This window comes from Stutzerimonas stutzeri KOS6, from assembly GCF_000307775.2.
Classification (GTDB): Bacteria; Pseudomonadota; Gammaproteobacteria; order Pseudomonadales; family Pseudomonadaceae; genus Stutzerimonas; species Stutzerimonas stutzeri_B.
Genome location: NZ_KK020675.1, coordinates 338,251 through 364,098 on the forward strand (window position 1 = coordinate 338,251; position 25,848 = coordinate 364,098).

Here is a 25,848-nt window from a genome sequence, read left to right on the forward strand (position 1 = left end):
TCACTCGTAGCGCAAGGCTTCAGCCGGCTGGGTCTGGGCGGCACGCCATGCCGGATACAGCGTAGCCAGAAAGCTCAACGTCAGTGCCGCGGCGGACACCAGTACGACGTCGTCCAGCCGCAACTCGGACGGCAGGGTACTGATGAAATAGACGTCCGAGCTGAAGATGTGCTGCCCGGATACCTTTTCCAGCCAGCTCACCAGCGCACTCACGTTCAACGCCCCGAGCACACCCAGGACCACGCCGATCACGGTGCCACTGAAACCGATAATGCTGCCCTGCACCATGAAGACCGCCATGATCTGCCGGGGCGTAGCACCGAGCGTGCGCAGAATGGCAATGTCGGCTCGCTTGTCAGCAACCACCATGATCAGCGTCGCGATGATGTTGAACGCAGCGACCGCCACGATGAGCATCAGCAGCAGTCCGATCATGGTCTTTTCCATCTTCATCGCACTGAACAGGCTGCCCTGGGTGTACGACCAGTCCTCCACGCGGTAGCCCTCGCCCAGCAGATCGCCCAGTTGCGCAGCCACTTCCGGCGCGCGGTACAGATCGCTCAGCTTGAGCCGCACGCCCTGCACCTGCTGCGCTGTCCAGCGATGAATCTGCGCGGCATCGGCGCGATGAATCATCCCCAGGCTGCCGTCCAGGTCGGCACCGACCTTGAATACGCCAACCACGTTCAGCCGCTGCATGCGGGGCGTAACGCCACCAGGCGTCGAGCTGACCTCGGGTACGATCAGGGTCAGCTTGTCGCCCAGCTTCAGGCCGAACCGGCGGGCCGTCATCACGCCGATGATGACGCCGAACTCGCCGGGCCTCAGGGCATCCAGGCTGCCAGCGAGCAGACGCTCGCCGACAATGGACACATCCGCTTCTGCCTGCGGGTCGATGCCGCTGATCTGGATCGGTTGCATGCTGCCCTTGAACGACAGCATGCCTTCGAGCTGGGTGACCGGAGCCATGCCGACGATCTGCGGATGCCCGGACAAGCGCTTCGCAACGGCCTGCCAGTCGTCCAGCGGCTGGTCGCCGATGATGGTGGCGTGCGACACCATGCCGAGAATTCGCGCGCTCATTTCGCGCTGAAACCCGTTCATCACCGACAGGACCATGATCATCGCCAGCACCCCTAGCGCCAGCCCGATCAACGAGGTCAGGGAAATGAACGAGATGAAATGGTTACGCCGCTTGGCGCGCGTGTAGCGGCTACCGATGAAGACACTCAGAGGCCGGAACATCATTCGACCACCAGATGCCCGTCTTCCAGCCGCAGGACCTGATCCATCTGCGCGGCCAGCTGGCGGTCATGGGTAACCGCCAGGAAGGCGGTCTGCAGCGAGTTGCTGAGTTCCAGCATCAGATCCTGAATACCCTGCGCGGTATGGTGATCGAGGTTGCCCGTGGGCTCATCGAGCAATACCAGAGCCGGTTCGTTCACCAGCGCGCGAGCGATGGCCACCCGCTGACGCTCGCCACCCGACAATTCCGCCGGCTTGTGCTCGAGACGATGCCCCAGCCCGACCCGCTCCAGCAAGGCGGCAGCCTTCCGGCGAGCTTCCGGGATAGGCGTGCGGCCAATCAGCAGCGGCATGCAGACATTCTCCAGAGCAGTGAACTCAGCGAGCAGGTGATGGAACTGATAGACGAAGCCCAACGCCCGGTTGCGCAACAGCCCACGATCCTTCTCGTTGAGCGCCGACAGCTCTTCGCCGGCAAGCCAGACGCTACCTTCGCTCGGCGTGTCCAGGCCACCGAGCAGATTCAGCAATGTACTCTTGCCGGAACCTGAACTGCCGACGATGGCGACACGCTGCCCCGGAAAAAGCTCCAGCTGCAGCCCGGCCAGTACTTCGACCGACTCCGGCCCCTGCTCGTAACGCTTGCCCAGATTGCGGCAGCTCAGCACTGCCGGCTTTTGCGAAGACTGCTCGTTCATAACCCGCTCACTCATAACGTAGCGCCTCAGCCGGCTGGGTGCGCGCGGCACGCCAGGCCGGATACAGGGTCGCAAGAAAACTCAGGACCAGCGTAGCAACGCAGACCTGGATCACATCGGCGGCCATCAGCCGAGACGGCAGGTAGTCGATGAAGTACACGTCGGCGCTCAAGAACTTGTGGCCGATCAGGCGCTCCAGAGCGGCGATCCAGCCACTGACGTTGACGGCTGCGAACATGCCGAGCAGCGCGCCGACCAGCGTGCCGACGACACCGATCACAGTGCCCTGCACCATGAATACCGCCATGATCTGCCCAGGCGTAGCACCCAGGGTACGCAGGATGGCGATATCGCCACGCTTGTCGGTCACGACCATGACCAGCGTCGAAATGATATTGAAGGCCGCGACCGCGACGATCAGTAGCAGAAGCAGACCGATCATGGCCTTCTCCATGCGAATCGCCTGGTAAAGATTGCCGTGGGTGCGCGTCCAGTCGCGCGAGTAGAAGTCGTCGCCGAGCTGGCCGGCCAGCTCCCAGGCGATGCGTGGCGCCTGGAAAAGATCGTCGAAGCGCAGCCGCAAGCCTTGTACCTGACCCGCCTGCCAACGCTGCAGGCGCGCCATGTCGGCGATGTTGGCCAGCGCGACGTAACCGTCGATCTCGCCGGCCCCGACATGGAAGATGCCGGTGACGGTGAAGCGCTTCATGCGCGGAAACATGCCGGCCGGCGTCACGGTGACTTCGGGCGCCACGAAGGTGATCTTGTCGCCCACGCTTACGCCGAGCTTGGCGGCGGCCTTGTCGCCGATGACGATGCCGAATTCGCCTGGCTGCAGATCGTCCAGCGAACCTTCGCGAAAGAACTGATCGATGATCGAAACCTTGCGCTCGGCCTGCGGGTCCACCGCGTTGACCAGGATCTTGGTCACCTTCCCTTGATAGGTCAGCAGGCCCTGGCTCTGAATGAAAGGTGCCGTAGCGGCGACCTGGGAGTGGCCTTCGAGCCGCCTGCCCAGAGCCTGCCAATCGCTGATCGGCGTAGGACTTTCGATGGTCGCGTGCGGCACCATCCCCAACACGCGGGTACGCATCTCGTAATCGAAACCGTTCATCACCGAGAGCACGACGATCATCACCAGCACGCCAAGGGCGAGCCCGATCATGGAAGTCAGGGAAATGAAGGAGACGAAAAGGCTACGACGTCTGGCGCGGGTGTAGCGCGCCCCGATGAACACGGACAGCGGTCTGAACATAAATCCACGGGTTCGCTGGCGGGGGAAAACAACATGCAGCTGACGCGACCGCGGGGCCTGATACACTCTGGCCATTACTGCTACCCGGGTATCGCCATGCCGACACAAGACACTGAAGAACGCCGCGAATACTACCGTATCGAGGATCGTGTGGCACTGGAAATCATCCCGGCAAGCCAGGACCAGGCTTCGGCTGGCGAGCCGCTGCCGCCGCTGTTCAACCTGCTCAACGAGCTGCATCAGCTCGATTTCGAAGCGCAGCATCTGTTACGGCAGATTGCCGAAAGCAACCGGACCCTGGCCAACTACCTGAAGGTGCAGAACAAGCGAATAGAACTGCTGGGCCAGGCATTGGCGCAGGATCTGCTGAAGGATCAGGGCGCACCGCTGCCGGTGGTGTTGTCCGAAGGCGGTATCAGCTTTGCCAGCGAACAGCCGCAGACCAAAGGGGCCGTTCTCAGGCTGAAGCTGATTCTGTTGCCGCAAGGGCTCGGCCTGCTGCTCGCAGCACGGGTCATTTATTGCACGCTGATGGAGGATGGGCGCTACGACACCGGTACCGAGTTCGAAGCGTTGACTGATGCACAGCGACAGCTACTGGCACGTCATATCCTGCAGAAACAGGCGCTGGAGCGACGCCAGGCCCTGGAACACCTGCAAGGAGACTGACCGATGCGCAACCTGGCATCCGTGCTGTTGCTGATGACATTCAGCTCGCCCCTGTTCGCCGAGGACATTCTCACCCCAGTCGGCCGACAAGGCCTTGCGGAGATGGCAATGCCTGCCCCTGGCGACTCCCGGAGCCGGGTTCTGGATCGCTTCGGTCTGGCCGACGAGGAGCGCCCCGCCGTTGGCCAACCGCCGATCACCCGCTGGGACTACCGGGAGTTTTCCGTGTACTTCGAGAGCGGCCGGGTCATCGACAGCGTACGCCATCACCAACGTACCCAATCATCGCCGAAGGAAGACTTGCAACCGTGACCCTCATCTACGGCCATCGTGGCGCCAAGGGCGAAGCGCCCGAAAACACCCTGGCAAGCTTCGAACAATGCCTGCAGCATGGCGTGCGCCGCTGCGAGCTGGACCTGCACCTTTCCCGCGATGGCGAGCTGATGGTCATCCACGACCCGACACTCAAGCGCACCACCGGTCGCCGGGGCAAGGTCGCCCAGCACGATGCCGAGGATTTGGTCGGCTACGATGCCCGGCTGGGTGGTCCCGGATGGAAGGAGCCCTGCCCTATTCCACGCCTTAGTGAGCTGTTCGAGAAATGCGATTTCGAGCATTGGCAGCTCGAGGTGAAAAGTGCCTCCCGCGTTCGCGCCGCACGCACGGTCATGGCAATCCGGGAACTGGCTGAGCGCCATGATCTGATCGAGCGCATCACCGTGACGTCCAGCTCACGGGAAGTGCTGCGCGCATTGAATCGGCTGGCGCCGCAAATCTCGCGGGGCCTGGTTGCCGAATACAACTGGCTCGACCCGCTCAAGGTTGCCCGCCAGTATGGCTGCGACCTGCTGGCCTTGAAATGGACGCTGTGCACGCCAGAGCGCCTGGAAAAAGCCCGCAAGCAGGGCTTGCATGTGTCGGTGTGGACGGTAAACGAGCCCGCCCTGATGCACAGGCTGGCCGACTTCGGAGTGGACAGCCTGATCACCGACTATCCGGGCCTGGCAGTCACCACGCTAGCGCGCAGCCGATAAAGCCAAAGCGACGTCCCGGCAACAAGTTGCCGGGACAGTCTCACCTGATCAGAAGCTCTCCCGGTTCGGCCAGTGCCAGTCCCGGGAGTCGTCACCCACTCCAGCCGGCTCAGGCCACCGGCCGGAGTTGCTCAAAAAAGCCGGTTGAGCCCATCGAACGCCGCGACCCGGTACGCTTCGGCCATGGTCGGGTAGTTGAAGGTGGTGTTGACGAAGTACTTGATACTGTTCGCCTCGCCCTTCTGGTTCATGATCGCCTGACCAATGTGGACGATCTCCGAGGCCTGGTAGCCGAAGCAATGCACACCCAGCACTTCCAGCGTTTCACGATGGAAGAGAATCTTCAGCATGCCGACCGGCTCGAAGGAAATCTGCGCCCGCGCCATGCTCTTGAAGAATGCCTTGCCGACTTCGTAGGGAATCTTCGCCTGGGTCAGTTCCCGCTCGTTCTTGCCGATGGAACTGATTTCCGGAATGGTGTAGATGCCGGTCGGCACGTCATCGACGAATCGCCAGGTATCGTTTTCAACGATGCTGCCTGCTGCAGAGCGGCCCTGGTCGTAGGCGGCACTGGCCAGCGATGGCCAGCCGATCACGTCACCCGCGGCATAGATGTTGCCAACTTCGGTGCGATAGTGCTCGTCGACCTGAACCTGGCCACGACTGTTGGCCTTCAGCCCGATATTCTCCAGGCCGAGTTTGTCGGTGTTGCCAGTGCGTCCGTTGCTCCAGAGGAACGCATCCGCCTTGATCTTCTTGCCTGACTTGAGGTGCAGGATCACCCCGTTTTCCAGCCCCTCGACCCGCTCGTACTCTTCGTTGTGGCGAATCAGCACGTTGTTGTTGCGCAGGTGATAGCTGAGCGCATCGGAGATCTCGTCGTCGAGGAAACTGAGCAGTTGTTCGCGGTTATCGATCAGGTCGACCAGCACGCCCAAGCCACTGAAGATCGACGCGTACTCGCAGCCGATCACGCCGGCTCCGTAGATGATCATGCGGCGCGGTGTGTGGCTCAGTGTGAGGATGGTGTCGCTGTCGTAGATACGCGGGTGGCTGAAGTCGATGTCAGCCGGCCGGTAGGGACGCGAGCCGGTGGCGATGACGAACTGACTTGCAACGAGTTTCTCCACCATGCCATTGAGGCAAACCACTTCGACGCTCTGTTCATCCGAGAAGCTGGCGGTACCGAAGAAGGTGTCGATACGGTTGCGGGCGTAATAGCCGGTGCGCGACGTCACCTGTTTGCTGATGACCTTTCCGGCACTCTTGAGCACGTCAGGAAAGGAAAACCAGCGCGGCTCGCCAATCTGCCGGAACAACGGATTGGTGTTGTACTGCATGATCTGCCGCACCGAATGGCGCAGAGCCTTGGACGGAATGGTCCCCAGATGCGTGCAGTTCCCTCCTACGAGCGGGCGATTGTCAACCACGGCGACCTTGCGTCCCGCCTTCACGGCGTTCATGGCCGCGCCCTCCCCGGCCGGACCGGAACCCAGTACAACCAAATCGTAGTTATAGACCGCCATATACACTCCTGAAAACGCAGCGGGATACGCCGCTGCAATCAACGAATTCGCCAGGGCTCAAGAAGGAATCAAGCGCATGCAGCGCAAGCGCCGGGTAACGCAGCAGCCCGGCACAGTGACCTTCACACAAACATCTGAGGGCGCATCAACCCGGATCAACGCTTGCTGGCGTCATAGGCGAGGTCGGCACCCGCCGCGCTCTTCGCCTCATTAATCTCTTCGCATTTCTCGCGACTGCCGCCGCAGATGGAGCATTCCTTCTCGATGCCCAGATTGGCGATGCCACCGCAGGATCCGGCGATGGGCTTGCGTCCCATGATCACTCCGATAGCCATGCCGAATACGACCAGCAGCATCACCAGAAAAACCAGAAACCAGGTCATTGCTCTACTCCTTCACCGAATAGCTCATCAAAGGCCTTGGTGCTTGCCGTTACGAACTCCTGCCCTTCCCGAACAACGAAGAAGGCAGCAATTGCATTTCGCTCCGCCAGTGCCAGGCCACGCTCGGGACCGAGCACCATGAGCGCGGTAGACAACCCATCAGCACGCAGGGTCGATTCATCGATCACCGTGACCGCTGCAAGATGATGCTCGATCGGCCTGCCGGTCTGCGGATCGAGCGTGTGCGAATAACGTCTGCCGTCACGCTCGAAATAGTTGCGATAGTCGCCCGAAGTGGAAACGCCGAGCCCATCGAGCTCGACGATCTTCTGTGCTACACGCTCATCGTCCCTGGGTGCCTCGATGGCAATGCGCCAGGGTGAGCCATCGGGCTTGCGCCCTTCGGCCTTCAGCTCGCCGGTGATTTCCACCAGATAGCTCCGTACACCAAGCGCCTCCAGCCGCGCGGTCACGCGCTCGACGGCGTAGCCTGCGGCAATGCTGTTGAAGTCCAGTTGGACGGCCACTGACTTGCAAAGCCGGTCACCCTCGATGCGCAGGTGACGATGCCCGGTCAGCGCACGCGCCGCCTCGACCTCCGCCGCCGATGGAACGCGCTCGCTCCGACCTTGCGGGCCGAAGCCCCAGATATTCAGCAAAGGCTCGAGTGTAAGGTCGAAAGCGCCGTCGCTGTCCGCGGATAGCTGTTCACCGGCTGCGACCAATTCACGCATCGCGTCCGGCACATTTGCACAACTGCCGCCCGGCAAGGCATTGAAGCGCTCGACATCCGAGTCGCTGCGGTAGGTGGAAAGCTGCTTGTCGATCTCGCCCAGGATCGCTTCGACCTCGTCCTGAAGAGCCTCTTTCGCAACGACATCACCGCTACGTACGTACTTGACCGTATAGGTACTGCCCATGGTCGGGCCGCCGAAGGCTTCGACCTTGTCCTGAAAAAAACAGCCCGTCAGGGCTGCCGCCAGGGCGACAGCGATGACGGGCTTCAGGGACACGACAGCGGTTAGAGGCTGCAGTGACGCTTGGATCATGCTAGCCGCCGAAGTCGTCGAGCAGAATGTTCTCCGGCTCGACGCCCAGGTCGGTGAGCATCTTGATCACCGACGCGTTCATCATGGGCGGGCCGCACATGTAGAACTCGCAATCCTCCGGCGCCGGATGGTCCTTCAGGTAGTTCTCGTACAGCACATTGTGAATGAAGCCGGTCGGGCCTTCCCAGTTGTCCTCGGGCAGCGGATCGGACAGGGCCAGATGCCACTGGAAGTTGGGATTCTCCGCCTGCAACTGGTCGTATTCTTCCACGTAGAAGGCCTCGCGCATCGAGCGCGCGCCATACCAGAAGCTCATCTTGCGCTTGGACTTCAGGCGCTTGAGCTGGTCGAAGATGTGCGAGCGCATCGGCGCCATACCCGCGCCACCACCGATGAAGACCATCTCGGCATCGGTGTCCTTGGCGAAGAACTCGCCGAACGGTCCGTACACGGTGATCTTGTCGCCCGGCTTGAGGCTGAAGACGTAGGACGACATCTTGCCCGGCGGAATGTCGTCACGACCCGGCGGCGGCGAGGCGATGCGGATATTGAACTTGACCAGGCCACGCTCTTCCGGATAGTTCGCCATGGAGTAGGCGCGAATCACGGTTTCGTCGCACTTCGACACGTACTTCCACTGGTCGAACTTGTCCCAGTCGCCGCGATACTCTTCCTGGATGTCGAAATCCCGGTAACGCACTTCGTGCGGCGGGCATTCCAGCTGCACGTAACCACCAGCGCGGAAGTCGACATTCTCGCCTTCCGGCAACTTGAGCGTCAGCTCCTTGATGAAAGTCGCGACGTTAGGATTGGACTCGACGGTGCATTCCCACTTCTTCACACCGAAGACTTCTTCCGGCACCTCGATCTTCATGTCCGCCTTGACCGGGGTCTGGCAGGACAGGCGCCAGCCTTCACCTGCCTCGCGGCGGGTGAAGTGCGACTCCTCGGTAGGCAGCATCTCGCCACCACCCCTCTCGACGATGCACTTGCACTGGGCACAGGTACCGCCGCCGCCACAGGCGGACGAGAGGAAGATATTGTTGGCGGCCAGGGTCTGCAGGAGCTTGCCCCCGGCCGGAACGGTAATGGTCCGTTCGCCGTTGATTTCGATTGCCACGTCGCCGCTGGATACCAGCTTGGCGCGCGCAGCCAGAATGATCACCACCAGCGCAAGCACGATGGCGGTGAACATACCGATGGCGAGGAAAATTTCGTAACTCATCAGTTCGTTCCGTCCTTACAGCTGTACGCCAGAGAAAGACATGAAGCCCAGCGACATCAGTCCGATGGTGATGAAGGTGATACCCAGACCCTGCAATCCATCCGGAACATCGCTGTACTTCAGCTTCTCGCGAATACCGGCCAGCAGAGCGATGGCCAGCGCCCAGGAGGCGCCGGAGCCGAACCCGTAGACGACACTCTCGCCCAGGTTGTAGTCGCGCTCGACCATGAACAGCGTGCCGCCCATGATGGCGCAGTTCACGGTGATCAGCGGCAGGAACACGCCAAGGGCGTTGTAGAGGCTGGGCACGTACTTATCCAGCAACATCTCGAGGATCTGCACGATGGCCGCGATCACGCCGATGTAGCTCAGCAGGCCGAGGAAGCTCAGATCGACGTCCGGCAGTCCTGCCCAGGACAGCGCGCCGGCCTTGAGCAGGTAGGTGTAGATCAGGTTGTTTGCCGGCACGGTGATCGCCTGCACCACGATAACCGCGATACCCAGGCCGATCGCGGTTTCCACTTTCTTGGAAATCGCGATGAAGGTACACATGCCGAGGAAGAACGCCAGGGCCATGTTCTCGATGAACACGGCGCGGACGAACAGGCTGATGTAATGCTCCATTAGTAAGCCTCCTTGTTCGAGACTTGCGGCGCCATCTTGAAGGAAGGCTTCTCGAGCTGATCCTTCTTCCAGCTGCGGATGCCCCAGATGAACAGACCGATGAGGAAGAACGCCGATGGCGGCAGCAGCAGCAGACCGTTGGGCTGGTACCAGCCACCATCGTTGACCACCGGAATAATGGTGTAGCCCATCAGCTTGCCAGCCCCGAACAGCTCGCGAACGATGCCCAGCGCGACCAGCATGGCGCTATAGCCCAGGCCATTACCGATGCCGTCGAAGAACGACAGCATTGGCGGATTTTGCATGGCGAAGGCTTCCGCACGCCCCATCACGATACAGTTGGTGATGATCAGGCCGACGAACACCGAGAGCTGCTTGGACAGCGAGAAGGCATAGGCTTTCAGGATCTGATCAACCACGATCACCAGCGAGGCGATGATCACCATCTGCACGATCATGCGGATCGAGTTGGGGATCTGGCTGCGGATCATGGAGATGAACAGGTTCGAGAACGCCGTGACCAAGGTCAGCGCCACCGACATCACCAGCGCCGTGTTCAGGTTGGAAGTGACCGCCAGTGCCGAGCAGATTCCGAGAATCTGCAGGCCGATGGGGTTGTTGTTGAAGATCGGATTGAACAGAACTTCTTTGACAGTGGGTTGCGACATGATCAAGCCTCCCCAGCACGCAGATTAGCGATAAAAGGACCGAAGCCGTTCTCGCCCAGCCAGAAGTGCAACAGGGCGTTGACGCCGTTGCTGGTCAGGGTTGCACCGGCCAGGGCATCGACCTGGTGGTCGGCCTTCGGGCTCTGCGGGTCGACACCGCCCTTGACGATCTGCACGGCCAGCTTGCCGTCCTCGTCGAACAGCTCCTTGCCTGGCCACAGGCCGCGCCACTTCGGATTGTCGACTTCGCCACCGAGCCCCGGTGTTTCACCATGCTGGTAGAAACCAAAGCCGGCCACGGTATCCAGGTCGCCCTCCATCGCCATGAAGCCGTAGAGCGTGGACCACAGACCATAACCGCGCACCGGCAGGATCAGCGTATCGATCTCGCCTTCAGTCTGGCCTTCTACGATGTAGACGGTGCTGTAACGCTCACGACGCTTGATCGAGGCGATATCCTGATCGGACGGCAGCGTCTTGGACAACGCCGGGTCCTTTGCTGCAGCCAGCGGATCGAAGGTCTTGGCATCGAACTCGTCACTGAACTTGCCGGTTTCCAGATCGACCAGACGCGCGACGATACGCTCGTTGAACAGCTGCTTGACCTGGTTGCCAGACATACCGGCATCACCCAGGCCAGCGATGGCCAGGATGCTGCGCTGCTTGTCCAGCAGGCGGTTTTCCTGCTGGGTCGGACGAAGCGCCACGGCGGCGCCAGCCACGAAGATGGAGCACACCAGGCAGACCAACAGGGCTACCGTCAGCGTGCGAACGGTGGATTCTTTCTGACTAGACATTACGTGCCAGCCTCCGCTTGATATTGGCCTGAATGACGAAATGGTCAATCAGCGGCGCACACAGGTTGGCGAACAGGATCGCCAGCATCATGCCTTCCGGGAAGGCGGGGTTGACCACACGGATCAGCACGACCATCACACCGATCAGGATGCCGAACACCCACTTGCCGGTATTGGTCATGGAAGCCGAAACCGGATCGGTCGCCATGAAGATCATGCCGAAGGCGAAGCCACCGACGACCATGTGCCAGTACCACGGCATGCCGAACAGCGGGTTGGTGTCCGAGCCGATCAGGTTGAACAGCGTGCTCAGGCCGATCATGCCGAGCATGACACCGGAGACGATGCGCCAGGAGGCGATCTTGCTGCCGATCAGGATGACGCCACCGATGAAGATCGCCAGCGTGCTGGTTTCACCGATCGAGCCATGAATGGTGCCGACGAACGCATCCATCCAGGTGATGCCGCTATTGATGACGTTTTCGATGCCGCCTGCGAAGCCCAGGCTCAGCGCGGTGGCGCCGGCATAGCCATCGACGGCGGTCCAGACCGCGTCGCCCGACATCTGCGCCGGGTAGGCGAAGAACAGGAACGCCCGCGCAGTCAGCGCCGGGTTCAGGAAGTTCTTGCCGGTACCGCCGAAGATTTCCTTGCCGATCACCACGCCGAAGCTGATGCCCAGCGCGACCTGCCACAGCGGGATGGTCGGCGGCAGGATCAGGGCGAAGAGCACGGAGGTCACGAAGAAGCCCTCGTTCACTTCATGCTTGCGGATGGAGGCGAACAGCACTTCCCAGAAACCACCGACGATGAAGGTCACCGCGTAGATGGGCAGGAAGTAGGCTGCGCCCTGGATGAAGTTGTCCCACAGGCTGTTCGGGTCGAAACCGGCAAGCGCGCCGATCAGGCCGAAACGCCAGCCCTCCTGTGCGGCCAGCAGCTCAGGGCTCTGGGCGAAGATCAGGTTGGCCTGGTAGCCGGTGTTCCACATGCCGAAGAGCATCGCCGGGAAGGTACACAGCCAGACGGTGATCATCATGCGCTTGAGGTCGATGCCGTCACGCACGTGAGCGGTGGTCTTGGTGACGCTACCGGGACGATAGAGGAACGTGTCAGCCGCTTCGTACAGTGCATACCACTTTTCGTACTTGCCGCCTTTTTCGAAGTGATGCTCGATCTTGTCGAGGAATGCGCGAATGCCCATGCCTTAACCCTCCTTCTCGATGCGGGTCAGATTGTCCCGCAGGATCGGGCCGTATTCGTATTTCCCGGCACAGACGTAGGTGCACAGCGCCAGATCTTCTTCATCCAGCTCGAGGCAGCCGAGCTTCTGCGCCACCTCGGTGTCGCCCACGATCAACGAACGGAGCAACTGCGTCGGCAGGATGTCCAGCGGCATGACCTGCTCGTAGTTGCCCACCGGCACCATGGCCCGGGGGCTGCCATTGGTCGAAGTGGAGAAGGCGAACTTCTTGCCGGCCATCAGCTTGGAGATATAGATGTTGAGGATCGAATGCTTCTCGACGCCCGGGCGCAGGTAATGGAGCATCTCGCGCTCCTTGCCCTCGCGCAGACAGGAAACCTGCTGGTGATAGCGCCCGAGATAGGCGAAGGCACCATGCGCAGTGCGCCCACCGAGCAACGAGCCGGATACCACGCGGTTGGCTCCGGGCTGCAGTTCGCCAGCGGTCAGCTCGTCCAGGTTGGCGCCAATACGGGCGCGGACCAGACGCGGTTGTTCCACCACCGGACCGGCCAGAGACACCACGCGCTCGACGGAAAGACGGCCGCTGGTGAACAGTTTGCCGACGGCAATCACGTCCTGATAGCCGATCGCCCAGACACTCTTGCTGGCACTAACCGGATCGAGGAAATGGATATGGGTCCCGGCCAGACCCGCCGGATGCGGACCATTGAAGGCTTCGACCTGCACCTTGGCCAGCGCCTCACCCGGCAGGGAAGCCGTCGGCGCCTTGCAGAGGAACACCTTGGCCAGGTTGCCAAGAACCTTGAGGCCGGCCTCGAAGGCTTCGGCCTGATCGGCAATGATGACCGCCGGGTCCGCCGCCAGCGGATGGGTGTCGATCGCCGTCACGAAAATCGAGCTGGGTACCGCGTCGACCGCTGGCACCTTGCTGAACGGCCTGGTACGCAGGGCGGTCCAAAGACCGGACTGCTGCAGGTTTTCGCGCACCTGCTCGCTGCTCAGGCTTTCCAGCTCGGCAGGGGAATAGCTGGAAAAAGTGATTTCCTCATCGCCTTCGAGGTCGATGACCACCGATTGCAGCACGCGCTTTTCGCCACGATGGACTGCACTGACGACACCCGCGCCTGGCGCCGTGTAATGCACGCCCTCGGACTTCTTGTCGGAAAAAAGGATCTGCCCCAGTTTGACCCGATCACCGACCTGAACAGCCATTGTAGGCTTCATGGTCGGATAGTCGAAGCCGATCACGGCGACGCTGCGTATGGGCCTGCCGGCCTCGATACGCTGCGCCGGCGCGCCGGCTATAGGCAGATCTAGCCCTCGTTTTATATTGATCATCGGTTTGCCTAACCACTGATTTTAGAAAGCTTTTTTTTGCAGACCCGGCGGCATGGCGCAAAGTAGGATTGCGCTGCGCGCACCAATACGTTATTGGCGCGACACCATGTCGCGGACCCAGGTAAAAAATCCGCCCGATTATAGAGGTCGCATGCCTTGACTGACCACCCAAGCATTGCGGATTTTTGACTCGAGACAAGAGAAGAAAAGTAACCGCAGCAGCTGTATCCACCCCGGGCCAGCCACCCGACGTAGCAGAATCGCGACTTGCACCAGCCTGCCAGAAACGCAAAACGGGAGCCGAGGCTCCCGTTTCCGCTTCACCGCCCCAGCGCTTAGCGCGGGAAGGCCGGCGGGTTGACCCCGGCCATGTCTTCCATCACGCGGACCACCTGACAGCTGTAGCCGAACTCGTTGTCGTACCAGACATAGAGCACGACGCGGTTGTCATTGCAGATGGTGGCTTCCGCATCCACCACACCGGCATGACGCGAGCCGACGAAATCAGTCGATACAACTTCCTGCGAGTTGACGAAGTCGATCTGCTTCTGCAGATCCGAATGCATGGCCATCTGGCGCAGGTACTCGTTGATCTCGTCGCGACTGGTTGCCTTTTCCAGATTCAGGTTGAGGATCGCCATGGACACGTTCGGCGTCGGCACGCGGATGGCATTGCCGGTCAACTTGCCCTTGAGCACCGGCAGCGCCTTGGCCGCGGCGGTGGCTGCGCCGGTTTCGGTGATGACCATGTTCAGCGCGGCGCTGCGACCACGACGACTGCCCTTGTGGAAGTTGTCGATCAGGTTCTGGTCGTTGGTGTAGGAATGCACGGTTTCGACGTGGCCGTTGACGATGCCGTACTGATCGTTCACTGCCTTGAGCACCGGCACGATGGCGTTGGTCGTGCAGGAGGCGGCGGAAATGATCTTGTCATCGGCAGTGATGTCGCCATGGTTGATGCCATGCACGATGTTCTTCAGCTCGCCCTTGCCAGGCGCGGTCAGGACGACGCGAGCGACACCCGGGCACTTGAGGTGCTGACCCAGGCCTTCGGCGTCACGCCACTTGCCGGTGTTGTCGACCAGCAGCGCGTTCTCGATTCCGTACTGGGTGTAGTCCACCGAGGCCGGATCATTGGAGTAGATCACCTGGATCAGGTTGCCGTTGGCGGTGATGGTGCTGTTCTCTTCGTCGATGGTGATGGTGCCATCGAAAGGACCATGCACAGAATCACGACGCAGCAGGCTGGCACGCTTGACCAGATCGTTGTCCGCACCCTTGCGCACGACGATGGCGCGCAGGCGCAGGCCGTCGCCGCCACCGGTCTTCTCGATCAGGATGCGCGCCAGCAGACGGCCAATACGACCGAAACCGTACAGCACCACGTCGGTACCCTTGTGGCCGGAGGCGGCGTGACGCTTGTCGGCCACTTCGGCCAGCTCTTCGCGTACGAACTGCTCGAGGTTGCGGCCGTTGTCCGCGTCCTTGTATTTGGCGACCAGCTTGCCCAGGTCCACCGAAGCGGCACCCAGGTTCATTTCGCTCATGGTCTTGAGAATCTGGAAGGTGTCATGCACCGACAGTTCGGTTTCGTCGGCGATGCGATGACGTGCGAAACGGTGCGCCTTGAGTATCGCGATCACCGAGCGGTTGATCAGGCCTCGCCCGTAGATCGAAGTCACCACGTTATTGTTGCGGTACAGCTGACCAATCAGCGGAATCATCGCTTCGGCGAGGGCTTCGCGGTCAATCCATTCACCAAGACACTGGTCGGGCTTCTGAGTCACGGGCAGTTCCTTCCAACATGTAGGGGCTGAGAAAAAGGGCTACATTATGACGACGCACCCTAGCGCCGGCAATCTGCAGCGGACGAAACACTGACAGCCGAGCCCCTCGATAGTTACAATCCCGACGGCCTATTTTTTGATCGGAGCCACGCCCACTCGTGTCCGTCTTGCGCCTTCCCCCCCTGCCTGCCGCCAGCGGCAAGCAACATTGGGGCAATCTTCCAGGAGCCGCGCTGAGCCTGGCGATTGCCGAAGCAGCCAGCAACGCCAAACGCTTCACGCTCCTTCTTACGGCCGACAGCCAGAGTGCCGAACGCCTGCAGGAAGAACTTGCCTTCTTCGCACCAGGACTGCCGGTTCTGCATTTCCCCGACTGGGAAACGTTGCCCTACGACATTTTCTCGCCCCACCAGGACATCGTCTCCCAGCGTATCGCCGCACTCTACCAGTTGCCCGAACTGAGCCACGGCGTACTGGTAGTGCCGATCACCACCGCCCTACACAGGCTGGCGCCCAAGCGCTTCCTGCTCGGTTCGAGCCTGGTGCTGGACGTCGGCCAGAAGCTCGATGTCGAGCAGATGCGCCTGCGCCTGGAAGCGGCCGGCTACCGCTGCGTGGACACGGTCTACGAGCACGGCGAGTTCGCCGTGCGCGGGGCACTGATCGATCTGTTCCCCATGGGCAGCGCACTGCCCTACCGCATCGACCTGTTCGATGATGAGATCGAGACGCTGCGCACCTTCGACCCGGAGAACCAGCGTTCGATCGACAAGGTCGAGTCGATCCGCCTGCTGCCGGCACGCGAGTTCCCGCTGAAGAAGGAAGCGGTCACCGGCTTCCGCGCACGTTTCCGCGAGCGTTTCGACGTCGACTTCCGTCGCTGCCCGATCTACCAGGACCTCTCCACCGGCATCACCCCGGCTGGTATCGAGTACTACCTGCCGCTGTTCTACGAAGAGACGGCCACCCTCTTCGACTACCTGCCCGAGGACAGCCAGGTATTCTCGCTGCCCGGCATCGAGCAGGCCGCCGAACAGTTCTGGAATGACGTGCGCAATCGTTACGAGGAACGCCGCGTCGATCCCGAGCGACCGCTGTTGCCGCCCGCCGAGCTGTTCATGCCGGTGGAAGACTGCTTCGCCCGGCTCAAACTGTGGCCGCGGGTGGTTGCCAGCCAGCAGGACGTCGAGCCCGGCATCGGCCGCGAACGCTTCGCCGCGCAGGCGCTACCGGAGCTGGCGATCGAGTCCAAGGCCAGCGAGCCACTGGGCAAGCTGCGTCAGTTCCTCGACAACTATCCCGGACGCGTGCTGTTCACCGCCGAATCCGCCGGACGCCGCGAGGTCCTGCTGGAACTGCTCGCCCGACTCAAGCTGCGCCCGCAGGAAGTCGAGGGTTGGGAGGGTTTCCTCGCCAGCCAGGCGCGTCTGGCGATCACCATCGCCCCGCTCGACGAAGGCCTGCAGCTGGACAGCGTGGCGCTGGTCGCGGAAAGCCCGCTGTTCGGTCAGCGGGTGATGCAACGCCGGCGTCGCGAGAAAAGCCGCGACGGTGGCGAAAACGTCATCAAGAACCTCACCGAGCTGCGCGAAGGCTCGCCGGTGGTGCACATCGATCACGGCGTCGGTCGCTACCAGGGCCTGGTAACGCTGGAGATCGAAGGCCAGGCGCAGGAATTCCTGCTGCTGCAGTACGCCGAGGAAGCCAAGCTCTATGTACCGGTCGCCAGCCTGCATCTGATCGCCCGCTATACCGGCAGCGACGACGCGTTGGCGCCGCTGCATCGGCTCGGCTCGGAAACCTGGCAGAAGGCCAAGCGCAAGGCCGCCGAGCAGGTCCGCGACGTCGCCGCCGAACTGCTCGACATCTACGCCCGTCGCGCCGCACGCCAGGGCTATGCCTTCAAGGACCCACAGGTCGATTACGCAACCTTCGCCGCCGGCTTCCCCTTCGAGGAGACACCCGACCAGCAGGCCGCCATCGACGCGGTGCGCGAGGACCTGCTTTCGGCCAAGCCGATGGACCGCCTGGTCTGTGGAGATGTCGGCTTCGGCAAGACCGAAGTAGCCATGCGCGCGGCCTTCATCGCCGTGCACGGCGGCAAGCAGGTGGCCGTGCTGGTGCCGACCACCCTGCTCGCCCAGCAGCACTACAACAGCTTCCGCGACCGCTTCGCCGACTGGCCGGTACGGGTCGAGGTGATGAGCCGCTTCAAATCCGCCAAGGAAGTGCAGAACGCCATCGCCGAGCTGGCCGAGGGCAAGATCGACATCCTCATCGGCACCCACAAGCTGCTGCAGGATGACGTCAAGTTCAGCAACCTGGGCCTGGTCATCATCGACGAAGAACACCGTTTCGGCGTGCGCCAGAAGGAACAGCTCAAGGCCCTGCGCAGCGAGGTGGACATCCTCACCCTTACCGCCACGCCGATTCCGCGCACGTTGAACATGTCCATCGCCGGCATGCGCGACCTGTCGATCATCGCCACGCCACCGGCGCGCCGCCTCTCGGTTCGCACCTTCGTCATGGAGCAGCAGAACACCGTGATCAAGGAGGCGCTGCTGCGCGAGTTGCTGCGCGGTGGCCAGGTCTACTACCTGCACAACGACGTCAAGACCATCGAGAAGTGTGCCGCCGACCTCGCTGCACTGGTGCCCGAGGCGCGTATCGCCATCGGCCATGGACAGATGCGCGAGCGCGATCTCGAGCAGGTGATGAGCGACTTCTATCACAAGCGCTTCAACGTGCTGGTGGCCTCGACCATCATCGAGACCGGCATCGACGTGCCCAGCGCCAACACCATCATCATCGAGCGCGCCGACAAGTTCGGTCTGGCCCAGCTGCACCAGCTGCGCGGCCGCGTCGGGCGCAGCCACCACCAGGCCTACGCCTACCTGCTCACGCCCACCCGCAAGGCGATGACCGACGACGCACAGAAGCGCCTGGAAGCCATCGCCAACGCCCAGGACCTCGGTGCCGGCTTCGTCCTGGCCACCCACGACCTGGAGATCCGCGGCGCCGGCGAACTGCTCGGTGAAGGCCAGAGCGGGCAGATCCAGGCGGTCGGCTTCACGCTCTACATGGAAATGCTCGAGCGCGCGGTCAAGGCCATTCGCAAGGGCGAGCAGCCGAACTTGGAGCAGCCGCTCGGTGGCGGACCGGAGATCAACCTGCGCCTGCCAGCCTTGATCCCGGAAGACTATCTGCCGGACGTGCATGCCCGCCTGATCCTCTACAAGCGCATCGCCAATGCCGCCGACGAGGACGGCCTGAAGGAACTGCAGGTGGAGATGATCGACCGCTTCGGCCTGCTGCCTGAACCGACCAAGAACCTGGTGCGCCTGACCCTGCTCAAGCTACAGGCCGAGAAGCTCGGCATCACCAAGATCGACGCCGGCCCGCAAGGGGGACGCATCGAGTTCTCGGCCGACACCTCGGTCGACCCGATGGTGCTGATCAAGCTGATCCAGAGCCAGCCGAAACGCTACAAGTTCGAAGGCGCCACCCTGTTCAAGTTCCAGGTACCGATGGAACGTCCGGAGGAACGCTTCAACACCCTGGAAGCACTGCTCGAACGACTCATGCCGAGCCCATAAGGACCCTGGATGCCGCTACTACGCTGTCTCGCCCTGCTACCCATGCTGTTGACGCCATCGGCGTTCGCGGATGCGCTCTATCGGGTCGAAGTGATCCTGTTTCGCCACGCCACGCCGCTGGAGGCCAGCCAGCGTGCACCCTACGACTGGGCGCAGGGCGCACGGCCATTGGCGCGCAGCGCCGAACGGCAACCGGCATGGGAAACGCTCGCCGCCCGGCTTGCGCCTGATCGGGGCTACCAGGTGCTGCTGCGGCGCGCCTGGCAGCAGCGCGTCACCGACAGCGGCGAGCCAATCGCCCTGCATCAGGGTCGACCGCACTTCGAGCACTATCCGATCGAGGGCACGCTGAAGCTGCAGCCGGGCCGCTACATGCCGGCGGAGGTCAGCTTCTGGGTCAATCGATTCGGTGACCATGACCAGTTGCTCGCCAGCGAGCGCCTGACCCAGCGGCTTCGCCTGGTACCGGGTCGACTGACCTATATCGACCACGACAGTCTCGGCCTGTTGATCGAGCTCAAGCCGCTATGAACCAGCCCTGCTGGTTGGCGGCCCTTGTGCCGCACCGCGGGCCGAACTGCCCGCTGTCCGCGGCGAGGGCCTGAACGATGGCTCCCCCCCTGGCGCCGCGCAAGGAACGGCTGATCGACGACCTGATGCCAACCGCGCTGCTCAGCCTCGGCAGCCATCTGGCGATCAGCTATCAGCCGGGCAATCGACGCATGGTCAGTGAGCACCAGCACCGGGCCGGCCTGTCGTTTCTTTATGGCGATGCGCGCGTCCACGGCAAGCGCGACAGCGAGCGCATTCGCCATCCGGCAGACGAAGAACTGCAGTTGATCGTCCGGCAGCCGCGGGCCGAACAGGCATTGCGCAACCAGCTCGAGCGCCTGGGCTTCCGTCCGGCGCTGCGCCAGAGCCTGGCCCTGCCGAAGGAGTCGGCGGAGATGTTCCAGTTGCCCGGCGAAGAGGCCTGGCTCAGGTTCGTCCAGCAACAGCTACCCGAACTACGCCGCCAGGGGTGGCAGATCGATGTCCACCCCGGCTTCGCCTACGACCTGACGCCAATCGACAGTTGGTATGCGCAGATCGACGAGTCCGAGGAAGACGACTGGTTCGATCTCGACCTGGGCATCGTCGTCGAAGGCAAGCGCATCGGCATATTGCCGGTCCTGCTGCGTCTGATCCGTCAGAGTCCGCAGCTGTTGAGCCCGCGCGCCATCAGCCAGCGCAGCGACGACGACCAACTGCGGGTGCAACTGGAACGCCCCGGCCAGCGCGACGGCCAGACACTGCAGGTGGCCCTGCCCTTTGCGCGCATCAAGCCAATCCTCGCCACGCTCGGCGAGCTCTATATGCGCGAACAGCTGGACGGGCCGGCGCTACGCCTGAACAAGGCCGACGGTGCGCGTCTGGCAGGGCTCGACAGCCTGACGCCGCAATGGCAAGGCGGTTCCCGGCTCCGCGAGTATGCCGCCCGCCTGCAAAACCCCGGCGACCTGACACAGCTGCCGCCCGCCGCGCTGGTAGCGACGTTACGTCCCTACCAGCTGCAGGGCCTGGCGTGGATGCAGACCCTGCGCGAACTGGGTGCCGGCGGCATCCTGGGCGACGACATGGGCCTGGGCAAGACGCTGCAGAGCCTTGCCCACATCCTTCTCGAAAAACAGGCCGGTCGTCTCGACCGGCCTGCGCTGGTGGTCATGCCGACCAGCCTCATCCCGAACTGGCAGGACGAGGCGAGTCGTTTCGCGCCTCAACTGCGGGTGCTGACCCTTCAGGGAGCGACCCGGCACAAGCATTTCGCCGACCTGGCCAACCATGACGTCCTGCTGACCAGTTACGCACTGCTCGCGCGCGACATCGCGGTGTTTCGCGAGCAGCCGTTGCACCTGCTGATTCTCGACGAGGCCCAGCACATCAAGAATCCGGCCGGCAAGGCGGCCCATGCCGCACGTGCGCTGCAAACCCGGCAGCGGCTGTGCCTGACCGGCACGCCACTGGAAAACCACCTGGGCGAACTGTGGGCGCTCTTCGACTTCCTGATGCCTGGCTGGCTCGGCGATGCCAGACGCTTCAGCCTGGACTACCGCACGCCGATCGAAAGACATGGCGACGATGCACGGCTGTTGCATCTTCGCGCCCGCATCAAACCATTCCTCCTGCGTCGCACCAAGGAACAGGTAGCCACCGAACTGCCGGCCAAGAACGAATTCGTCCACTGGGTCGAATTGAACGACTCCCAGCGAGAGCGCTACGAAACGGTGCGCCTGGCGATGGATCGCAAGGTGCGCGAGGAAATCGAGCGCAAGGGCCTGGCGCGCAGCCAGATGATCATCCTCGAGGCGTTGCTCAAGCTGCGCCAGGTCTGCTGCGACCTTCGCCTGCTCAAGGGCGACTCGGCACGGGCTATCCGCGGCAGCAGCTCGGGCAAGCTGGACAGTCTGCTGGAGATGCTCGGCGAACTGATGAGCGAGGGGCGTCGAGTACTGCTGTTTTCCCAGTTCACCTCGATGCTGACGCTGATCGAGCAGGCGCTGCACAAACGCGGCATCGCCTACGTCAAACTGACCGGCGAGAGCGACGACCGGCGAACGCCGGTAGAGCGTTTCCAGGCGGGCGAAGTGCCGCTGTTCCTGATCAGCCTGAAGGCCGGTGGAACCGGACTGAATCTGACGGCGGCGGACACCGTGATCCACTACGATCCCTGGTGGAATCCGGCCGTGGAAAACCAGGCAACCGACCGTGCCTATCGCATCGGCCAGGACAAGCCGGTGTTCGTCTACCGCCTGATCACCCGCGGCACCGTCGAGGAGCGCATCCGCGAGCTGCAGTCACGCAAGGCCGAACTGGCCGCAGGCGTGCTCGAAGGCACTTCGGACAGCGGCTGGCAGCTGGGCGAGCAGGACGTCGAGGCGTTGTTCGCTCCACTGCCCTGAACACCCGGCGCCGCAGGCAAGATGTGACGTCGGCAAGCGCAGCGTTCTACGCTTTGCCAGATCATCGCCATCTCGCTTATGTTTCCTCCGGCGGCGGCACGGCCGCCCTCACGAACAATGGCAGCGGCCACAAAAGGAACAGCCCATGAGCCTCTACGAGATCGCCTTTTCCGGCCAACTGCTCCCCGGCGCCCGGCTCGAGCAGGTCGAAGCCAACCTGAGCAAGCTGTTCCAGGCTGACGCCCAGCGCATTGCACTGCTGTTTTCCGGACGGCGCATCGTCATCAAGCAGAATCTGGATTACGCCGCAGTGGAAAAGTACCGACAGGCGATGGAGCGCGCCGGAGCGCAGGCAGAAGTCAAGCCGATGCCGGTCGCTGTCGAGGAAATCGAACTCGCGCCGCCACCGGCCCCAGCGGCATCAGACATCGACAGCGCGGCGGCTGCAGCGAGCGCTCCGGGCGAAATCCCGGGCATGCTCAGGGTCACGCCCCGCGACGAGTACATGGCTGCATTCGTCGACGTCGAGGCACCCGACTTCGGCATCGCCCCGCTCGGTGCGGACCTTCAGGACGCCCGCGCGCCGGTGCAAGCGCCTGCCGTCGACCTGTCCGGGTTCAGCCTCGCACCGGTGGGCAGTGACATGAGCGAGCGCCGGCGCGCCAGCGATGCACAGGTACCCGATGTCTCGCATCTGAAGCTGGTCGACTGACGCCGCTCAGACGCCCGCGCCCGAACTCCTTGCCGACCGTGGCGCTCCAACCTAGCAAGCCCTCAAAGTGCTGTATCCATGGACCTCGTCGTTGCCCGCCCCGAAGGCCTGTATTGCCCACCCGGTGATTTCTACATCGATCCCTGGCGCCCGGTCGATCGCGCCGTCATCACCCACGCCCATGGCGACCACGCGCGCTGGGGCATGGGCCATTATCTGGCCGCCAGCGATAGCGAAGGCATCCTGCGTTCTCGGATTTCCGCCGATATGCCGCTACAGACCCTCGCCTATGGCGAATCCATCGAGCATCACGGCGTGAAACTGAGTTTCCATCCTGCCGGTCACGTGCTTGGCTCGGCCCAGGTGCGACTGGAATTCAAAGGTGAAGTCTGGGTCGCCTCCGGCGATTACAAGGTGGAGCCGGACGGTACCTGCGCGCCCTTCGAACCGGTGCGCTGCCACACCTTCATCACCGAATCGACCTTCGGCCTGCCGATCTACCGGTGGCCCGCGCAAGCCGAGGTGTTCCGCGAAATCAACGACTGGTGGCGCGCCAACGCAGCGGTCGGGCGCGCCAGCGTGCTGTTCTGCTACGCCTTCGGCAAGGCCCAGCGCATCCTTCATGGCCTCGACGAAAGCATCGGCAGCATCGTCGTCCATGGCGCCGTCGAGCCATTGAACAGGGTCTATCGCGAGGGCGGCATCCATCTGCCAGCCACCATCTATGCCGGCGACCTGAAGAAAGGCGACCCGCGACTGAAACAGGCAATCATCCTCGCGCCCCCCTCTGCTGGCGGCAGCAACTGGATGCGCCGTTTCGGCGATTATGCCGATGCCTTCGCCAGTGGCTGGATGATGCTGCGCGGCACCCGACGCCGGCGCGGGGTGGACCGCGGCTTCGTGCTCTCCGATCACGCTGACTGGCCGGGCCTGCTCTGGGCCATCGAGCAGACCGGCGCCGAACGGGTGATGGTCACCCACGGCTCGGTCGCCACGCTGGTGCGCTATCTGCGCGAGGAACGCGGGCTGGACGCACAGGCCTTCGCGACCGAGTACGGTGATGAGGATGACACCCGGTCCCAGGAGGCCGAATGACCCGCCGTCATGCCGTAGGTGCCCGACCGACGAACATCAGCCTTGAGACTCGACGCAACCACCCTTACAGGCGCGAGTTCGCTCGAGAACCGAAACCCTTGCGTCGTCACGGATCGCCAGCAAGCTGGCTCCTACGAAAGTGCGCCCAAGCAGAAACGCGACCCAGCCCCAGCAGGAGCCAGATTGCTCGCGAACAGCCTGCCGCAGCTCTTGCAGGCGGGCCGAAATGAAAGCCTTCGCCACCCTCTACAGCCGTCTCGACGCCACCACCTCGAGCAATGCCAAGCTCGCCGCCATGCGTGATTATTTCCGCGAAGCCGACCCGGCCGACGCCGCCTGGGCGGTCTACTTCCTCTCTGGCGGCAGACCACGACAGCTGGTGCCGACCCGCGTACTGCGCGAAACCGCCATGCAGGCCTCGGGCATGCCGGAATGGCTGTTCGAGGAAAGTTATCAGGCCGTCGGCGATATGGCCGAAACCATCTCCCTGTTGATCCCAGAGGCCGAGCACAGCTCCGATGACGGGCTTGCGGCCTGGATGCAAGACAAGCTGCTGCCGCTGCGCGGCCTGCCACCGGAGGAGCTGGCCGAGCGTCTGCCCGCACTCTGGAAACAGCTGGACCGACTGAGCCTGATGGTCAGCATCAAGCTGATCACCGGCGCCTTTCGCGTCGGCGTCTCGAAGCTGCTGGTGACCCGCGCGCTGGCCTCGCTGGTCGATCTCGATCCCAAGCGCGTCGCGCAACGGCTGGTGGGCTACACCGATCTGTCTCATCGCCCCAGCGCCGAGGGTTATCGGGCGCTGATCGCCGACGAATCCGAACACGAGCATGCCCAGCGCGGCGGCCAGCCCTATCCGTTCTTTCTCGCCCACCCGTTGCAAGCCCAGGTCGAGGAGTTCGAAACCCTGCTCGGCGCGCCGGATAACTGGCTCATCGAATGGAAGTGGGACGGAATCCGCGCCCAGCTGGTCAAGCGCGACGGGCAGATCTGGATCTGGTCGCGCGGTGAAGAGCTGGTCAGCGAGCGCTTCCCGGAGCTCTGCGAACTGGCCGGCTGCCTGCCGGACGGCACGGTGATCGATGGCGAAATTCTCGTCTGGAAGCACGCACCGGATGCGCCGGCGGACGAACTGTTCGAGGCGTCCAGCGACGCCGATCCGGTGGCCACTGGCGACTTCGGCGTGCAACCCTTCGCCCTGCTGCAACAGCGCATCGGCCGCAAGAACCTGACCACGAAAGTCCTGCAGGACGCCCCGGTCGCAGTGCTCGCCTACGACCTGCTGGAATGGCGGGGCGACGACTGGCGGCAACATGCGCACCGTGAACGTCGGCAACAGCTCGAAGCGGTGGTCGAGCAGTGCCCCAACCCGCGACTGATGCTGTCACCGCTGGTCACCGGCAGCGATTGGGCCGATCTGGCGCGCCAGCGCGAAGCGTCCCGCCAGCGCGGCGTCGAAGGCATGATGATCAAGGCGCGCGCCGCGCAGTATGGCGTCGGTCGGACCAAGGATGTCGGCGTCTGGTGGAAATGGAAGATCGATCCTTACTCGATCGATGCGGTACTGATCTACGCCCAGCGCGGGCATGGGCGACGCGCCAGCCTTTATACCGATTACACCTTTGCCGTCTGGGACGGCGAGGCGGGCGATCCCGAGCGCAAGCTGGTGCCGTTCGCCAAGGCCTATTCCGGGCTGACGGACGAAGAAATGCGCAAGGTCGATGCCATCGTGCGCAAGACCACGGTGGAGAAGTTCGGCCCGGTGCGCAGCGTGACGCCGACACTGGTGTTCGAGCTCGGCTTCGAAGGCATCGCCGCCAGCAGCCGGCACAAGAGCGGCATCGCCGTGCGCTTCCCACGCATGCTGCGCTGGCGTCACGACAAGCCGGTGGAGGAAGCCGATACCCTGGAGACGCTCAAGGAGCTGCTTGGATGATTGGCACGGCCAGCCACCTTAACCCGGCTATCGCCAGCTTCGCGGCCAAGGCCGCGCCTACAGGG

Annotated in this window: 22 protein-coding genes; 9 read left to right on the plus strand and 13 right to left on the minus strand. The window is 62.8% G+C overall.

The window, feature by feature from the left end:
- Genes B597_RS25560 through B597_RS25570 form a run of 3 tightly spaced genes read right to left on the minus strand, consistent with a single transcriptional unit; the run spans position 1 to position 3,198 of the window.
- Positions 1 to 1,245 carry a lipoprotein-releasing ABC transporter permease subunit gene (locus tag B597_RS25560; protein ID WP_003293499.1) on the minus strand — a complete coding sequence of 415 codons (1,245 nt, stop codon included), beginning with the start codon at positions 1,243 to 1,245 and terminating at the stop codon, positions 1 to 3.
- A complete protein-coding gene (gene lolD, locus B597_RS25565) occupies positions 1,245 to 1,943 on the minus strand; it encodes a lipoprotein-releasing ABC transporter ATP-binding protein LolD (RefSeq protein ID WP_003293498.1) in 699 nt (232 codons plus the stop codon). Before lolD ends, B597_RS25560 begins: the two co-directional genes overlap by 1 nt.
- Before the next feature lie 7 nt (positions 1,944 to 1,950).
- Positions 1,951 to 3,198, minus strand: a complete 1,248-nt coding sequence (locus B597_RS25570) for a lipoprotein-releasing ABC transporter permease subunit (protein WP_003293496.1) — start codon at positions 3,196 to 3,198, stop codon at positions 1,951 to 1,953.
- Between the two features lie 33 nt (positions 3,199 to 3,231).
- Between B597_RS25570 and B597_RS25575 the strand changes: the two genes are divergently transcribed.
- The 3 genes from B597_RS25575 to B597_RS25585 are packed head-to-tail and all read left to right on the plus strand — an operon-like array spanning position 3,232 to position 4,901.
- On the plus strand, positions 3,232 to 3,867 hold the full coding sequence (locus B597_RS25575; RefSeq protein WP_003293494.1) for a PilZ domain-containing protein: 636 nt from the start codon (positions 3,232 to 3,234) through the stop codon (positions 3,865 to 3,867).
- A gap of 3 nt (positions 3,868 to 3,870) precedes the next feature.
- Complete coding sequence (locus tag B597_RS25580) at positions 3,871 to 4,179, plus strand: hypothetical protein (protein WP_003293493.1); 309 nt, start codon at positions 3,871 to 3,873, stop codon at positions 4,177 to 4,179.
- Entirely contained in the window at positions 4,176 to 4,901 is a 726-nt protein-coding gene (locus tag B597_RS25585) for a glycerophosphodiester phosphodiesterase (protein ID WP_003293491.1), read from the plus strand. Before B597_RS25580 ends, B597_RS25585 begins: the two co-directional genes overlap by 4 nt.
- Positions 4,902 to 5,032: 131 nt before the next feature.
- Here the strand turns inward: B597_RS25585 and sthA are convergent, their stop codons facing one another.
- From sthA to B597_RS25635, 10 genes are all read right to left on the minus strand, one after another.
- On the minus strand, positions 5,033 to 6,427 hold the full coding sequence (sthA, locus tag B597_RS25590) for a Si-specific NAD(P)(+) transhydrogenase (RefSeq protein ID WP_003293490.1): 1,395 nt from the start codon (positions 6,425 to 6,427) through the stop codon (positions 5,033 to 5,035).
- Positions 6,428 to 6,582: 155 nt separating this feature from the next.
- A complete protein-coding gene (nqrM, locus tag B597_RS25595; protein ID WP_003293489.1) occupies positions 6,583 to 6,810 on the minus strand; it encodes a (Na+)-NQR maturation NqrM in 228 nt (75 codons plus the stop codon).
- Positions 6,807 to 7,730 (minus strand): FAD:protein FMN transferase, encoded by a 924-nt coding sequence (locus tag B597_RS25600; RefSeq protein WP_031323180.1) that lies wholly within the window; start codon positions 7,728 to 7,730, stop codon positions 6,807 to 6,809. The genes nqrM and B597_RS25600 overlap by 4 nt, the downstream gene beginning before the upstream one ends.
- 130 nt (positions 7,731 to 7,860) lie before the next feature.
- On the minus strand, positions 7,861 to 9,087 hold the full coding sequence (nqrF, locus tag B597_RS25605) for an NADH:ubiquinone reductase (Na(+)-transporting) subunit F (RefSeq protein ID WP_192939381.1): 1,227 nt from the start codon (positions 9,085 to 9,087) through the stop codon (positions 7,861 to 7,863).
- 12 nt (positions 9,088 to 9,099) lie between these two features.
- Complete coding sequence (gene nqrE / locus B597_RS25610; RefSeq protein WP_003283709.1) at positions 9,100 to 9,708, minus strand: NADH:ubiquinone reductase (Na(+)-transporting) subunit E; 609 nt, start codon at positions 9,706 to 9,708, stop codon at positions 9,100 to 9,102.
- Positions 9,708 to 10,382, minus strand: coding sequence for an NADH:ubiquinone reductase (Na(+)-transporting) subunit D (locus B597_RS25615; RefSeq protein ID WP_192939378.1), 675 nt, complete (start codon positions 10,380 to 10,382; stop codon positions 9,708 to 9,710). Before B597_RS25615 ends, nqrE begins: the two co-directional genes overlap by 1 nt.
- Positions 10,379 to 11,173, minus strand: coding sequence for a Na(+)-translocating NADH-quinone reductase subunit C (locus B597_RS25620; RefSeq protein WP_003293484.1), 795 nt, complete (start codon positions 11,171 to 11,173; stop codon positions 10,379 to 10,381). The genes B597_RS25615 and B597_RS25620 overlap by 4 nt, the downstream gene beginning before the upstream one ends.
- Entirely contained in the window at positions 11,166 to 12,377 is a 1,212-nt protein-coding gene (locus B597_RS25625; RefSeq protein ID WP_003293483.1) for an NADH:ubiquinone reductase (Na(+)-transporting) subunit B, read from the minus strand. The genes B597_RS25620 and B597_RS25625 overlap by 8 nt, the downstream gene beginning before the upstream one ends.
- A gap of 3 nt (positions 12,378 to 12,380) precedes the next feature.
- A complete protein-coding gene (locus B597_RS25630) occupies positions 12,381 to 13,718 on the minus strand; it encodes a Na(+)-translocating NADH-quinone reductase subunit A (protein ID WP_003293482.1) in 1,338 nt (445 codons plus the stop codon).
- 335 nt (positions 13,719 to 14,053) lie between these two features.
- A complete protein-coding gene (locus tag B597_RS25635; RefSeq protein WP_003293480.1) occupies positions 14,054 to 15,505 on the minus strand; it encodes a glyceraldehyde-3-phosphate dehydrogenase in 1,452 nt (483 codons plus the stop codon).
- 158 nt (positions 15,506 to 15,663) lie between these two features.
- On the opposite strand from B597_RS25635, the gene mfd reads away from it, so the two are divergent.
- From mfd to B597_RS25665, 6 genes are all read left to right on the plus strand, one after another.
- A complete protein-coding gene (mfd, locus tag B597_RS25640) occupies positions 15,664 to 19,101 on the plus strand; it encodes a transcription-repair coupling factor (RefSeq protein ID WP_003293479.1) in 3,438 nt (1,145 codons plus the stop codon).
- A gap of 9 nt (positions 19,102 to 19,110) precedes the next feature.
- Positions 19,111 to 19,632 (plus strand): CsiV family protein, encoded by a 522-nt coding sequence (locus tag B597_RS25645; protein WP_003293478.1) that lies wholly within the window; start codon positions 19,111 to 19,113, stop codon positions 19,630 to 19,632.
- A 77-nt stretch (positions 19,633 to 19,709) separates the two neighbouring features.
- The gene (locus B597_RS25650; RefSeq protein ID WP_003293476.1) at positions 19,710 to 22,040 is read left to right on the plus strand and encodes a DEAD/DEAH box helicase; all 2,331 of its coding nucleotides are present in this window, start codon (positions 19,710 to 19,712) and stop codon (positions 22,038 to 22,040) included.
- A 145-nt stretch (positions 22,041 to 22,185) separates the two neighbouring features.
- Positions 22,186 to 22,752, plus strand: a complete 567-nt coding sequence (locus B597_RS25655) for a hypothetical protein (protein WP_003293475.1) — start codon at positions 22,186 to 22,188, stop codon at positions 22,750 to 22,752.
- Between the two features lie 78 nt (positions 22,753 to 22,830).
- Positions 22,831 to 23,847: a ligase-associated DNA damage response exonuclease gene (locus B597_RS25660; protein WP_003293473.1), complete on the plus strand. Its 1,017-nt coding sequence runs from the start codon at positions 22,831 to 22,833 to the stop codon at positions 23,845 to 23,847.
- Positions 23,848 to 24,073: 226 nt separating this feature from the next.
- Positions 24,074 to 25,783 (plus strand): ATP-dependent DNA ligase, encoded by a 1,710-nt coding sequence (locus B597_RS25665; RefSeq protein ID WP_003293471.1) that lies wholly within the window; start codon positions 24,074 to 24,076, stop codon positions 25,781 to 25,783.
- Positions 25,784 to 25,848: the final 65 nt, after the last annotated feature.

What these genes read in the sequence shown, in the direction of transcription:
- B597_RS25560 (WP_003293499.1), bottom strand. Translation starts at nt 1,245, where the DNA reads ATGTTCCGGCCTCTGAGTGTCTTCATCGGTAGCCGCTACACGCGCGCC.
- lolD (WP_003293498.1), bottom strand. Translation starts at nt 1,943, where the DNA reads ATGAACGAGCAGTCTTCGCAAAAGCCGGCAGTGCTGAGCTGCCGCAAT.
- B597_RS25570 (WP_003293496.1), bottom strand. Translation starts at nt 3,198, where the DNA reads ATGTTCAGACCGCTGTCCGTGTTCATCGGGGCGCGCTACACCCGCGCC.
- B597_RS25575 (WP_003293494.1), top strand. Translation starts at nt 3,232, where the DNA reads ATGCAGCTGACGCGACCGCGGGGCCTGATACACTCTGGCCATTACTGC.
- B597_RS25580 (WP_003293493.1), top strand. Translation starts at nt 3,871, where the DNA reads ATGCGCAACCTGGCATCCGTGCTGTTGCTGATGACATTCAGCTCGCCC.
- sthA (WP_003293490.1), bottom strand. Translation starts at nt 6,427, where the DNA reads ATGGCGGTCTATAACTACGATTTGGTTGTACTGGGTTCCGGTCCGGCC.
- nqrM (WP_003293489.1), bottom strand. Translation starts at nt 6,810, where the DNA reads ATGACCTGGTTTCTGGTTTTTCTGGTGATGCTGCTGGTCGTATTCGGC.
- B597_RS25600 (WP_031323180.1), bottom strand. Translation starts at nt 7,730, where the DNA reads ATGGGCAGTACCTATACGGTCAAGTACGTACGTAGCGGTGATGTCGTT.
- nqrE (WP_003283709.1), bottom strand. Translation starts at nt 9,708, where the DNA reads ATGGAGCATTACATCAGCCTGTTCGTCCGCGCCGTGTTCATCGAGAAC.
- B597_RS25620 (WP_003293484.1), bottom strand. Translation starts at nt 11,173, where the DNA reads ATGTCTAGTCAGAAAGAATCCACCGTTCGCACGCTGACGGTAGCCCTG.
- B597_RS25625 (WP_003293483.1), bottom strand. Translation starts at nt 12,377, where the DNA reads ATGGGCATTCGCGCATTCCTCGACAAGATCGAGCATCACTTCGAAAAA.
- B597_RS25630 (WP_003293482.1), bottom strand. Translation starts at nt 13,718, where the DNA reads ATGATCAATATAAAACGAGGGCTAGATCTGCCTATAGCCGGCGCGCCG.
- B597_RS25645 (WP_003293478.1), top strand. Translation starts at nt 19,111, where the DNA reads ATGCCGCTACTACGCTGTCTCGCCCTGCTACCCATGCTGTTGACGCCA.
- B597_RS25650 (WP_003293476.1), top strand. Translation starts at nt 19,710, where the DNA reads ATGGCTCCCCCCCTGGCGCCGCGCAAGGAACGGCTGATCGACGACCTG.
- B597_RS25655 (WP_003293475.1), top strand. Translation starts at nt 22,186, where the DNA reads ATGAGCCTCTACGAGATCGCCTTTTCCGGCCAACTGCTCCCCGGCGCC.
- B597_RS25660 (WP_003293473.1), top strand. Translation starts at nt 22,831, where the DNA reads ATGGACCTCGTCGTTGCCCGCCCCGAAGGCCTGTATTGCCCACCCGGT.
- B597_RS25665 (WP_003293471.1), top strand. Translation starts at nt 24,074, where the DNA reads ATGAAAGCCTTCGCCACCCTCTACAGCCGTCTCGACGCCACCACCTCG.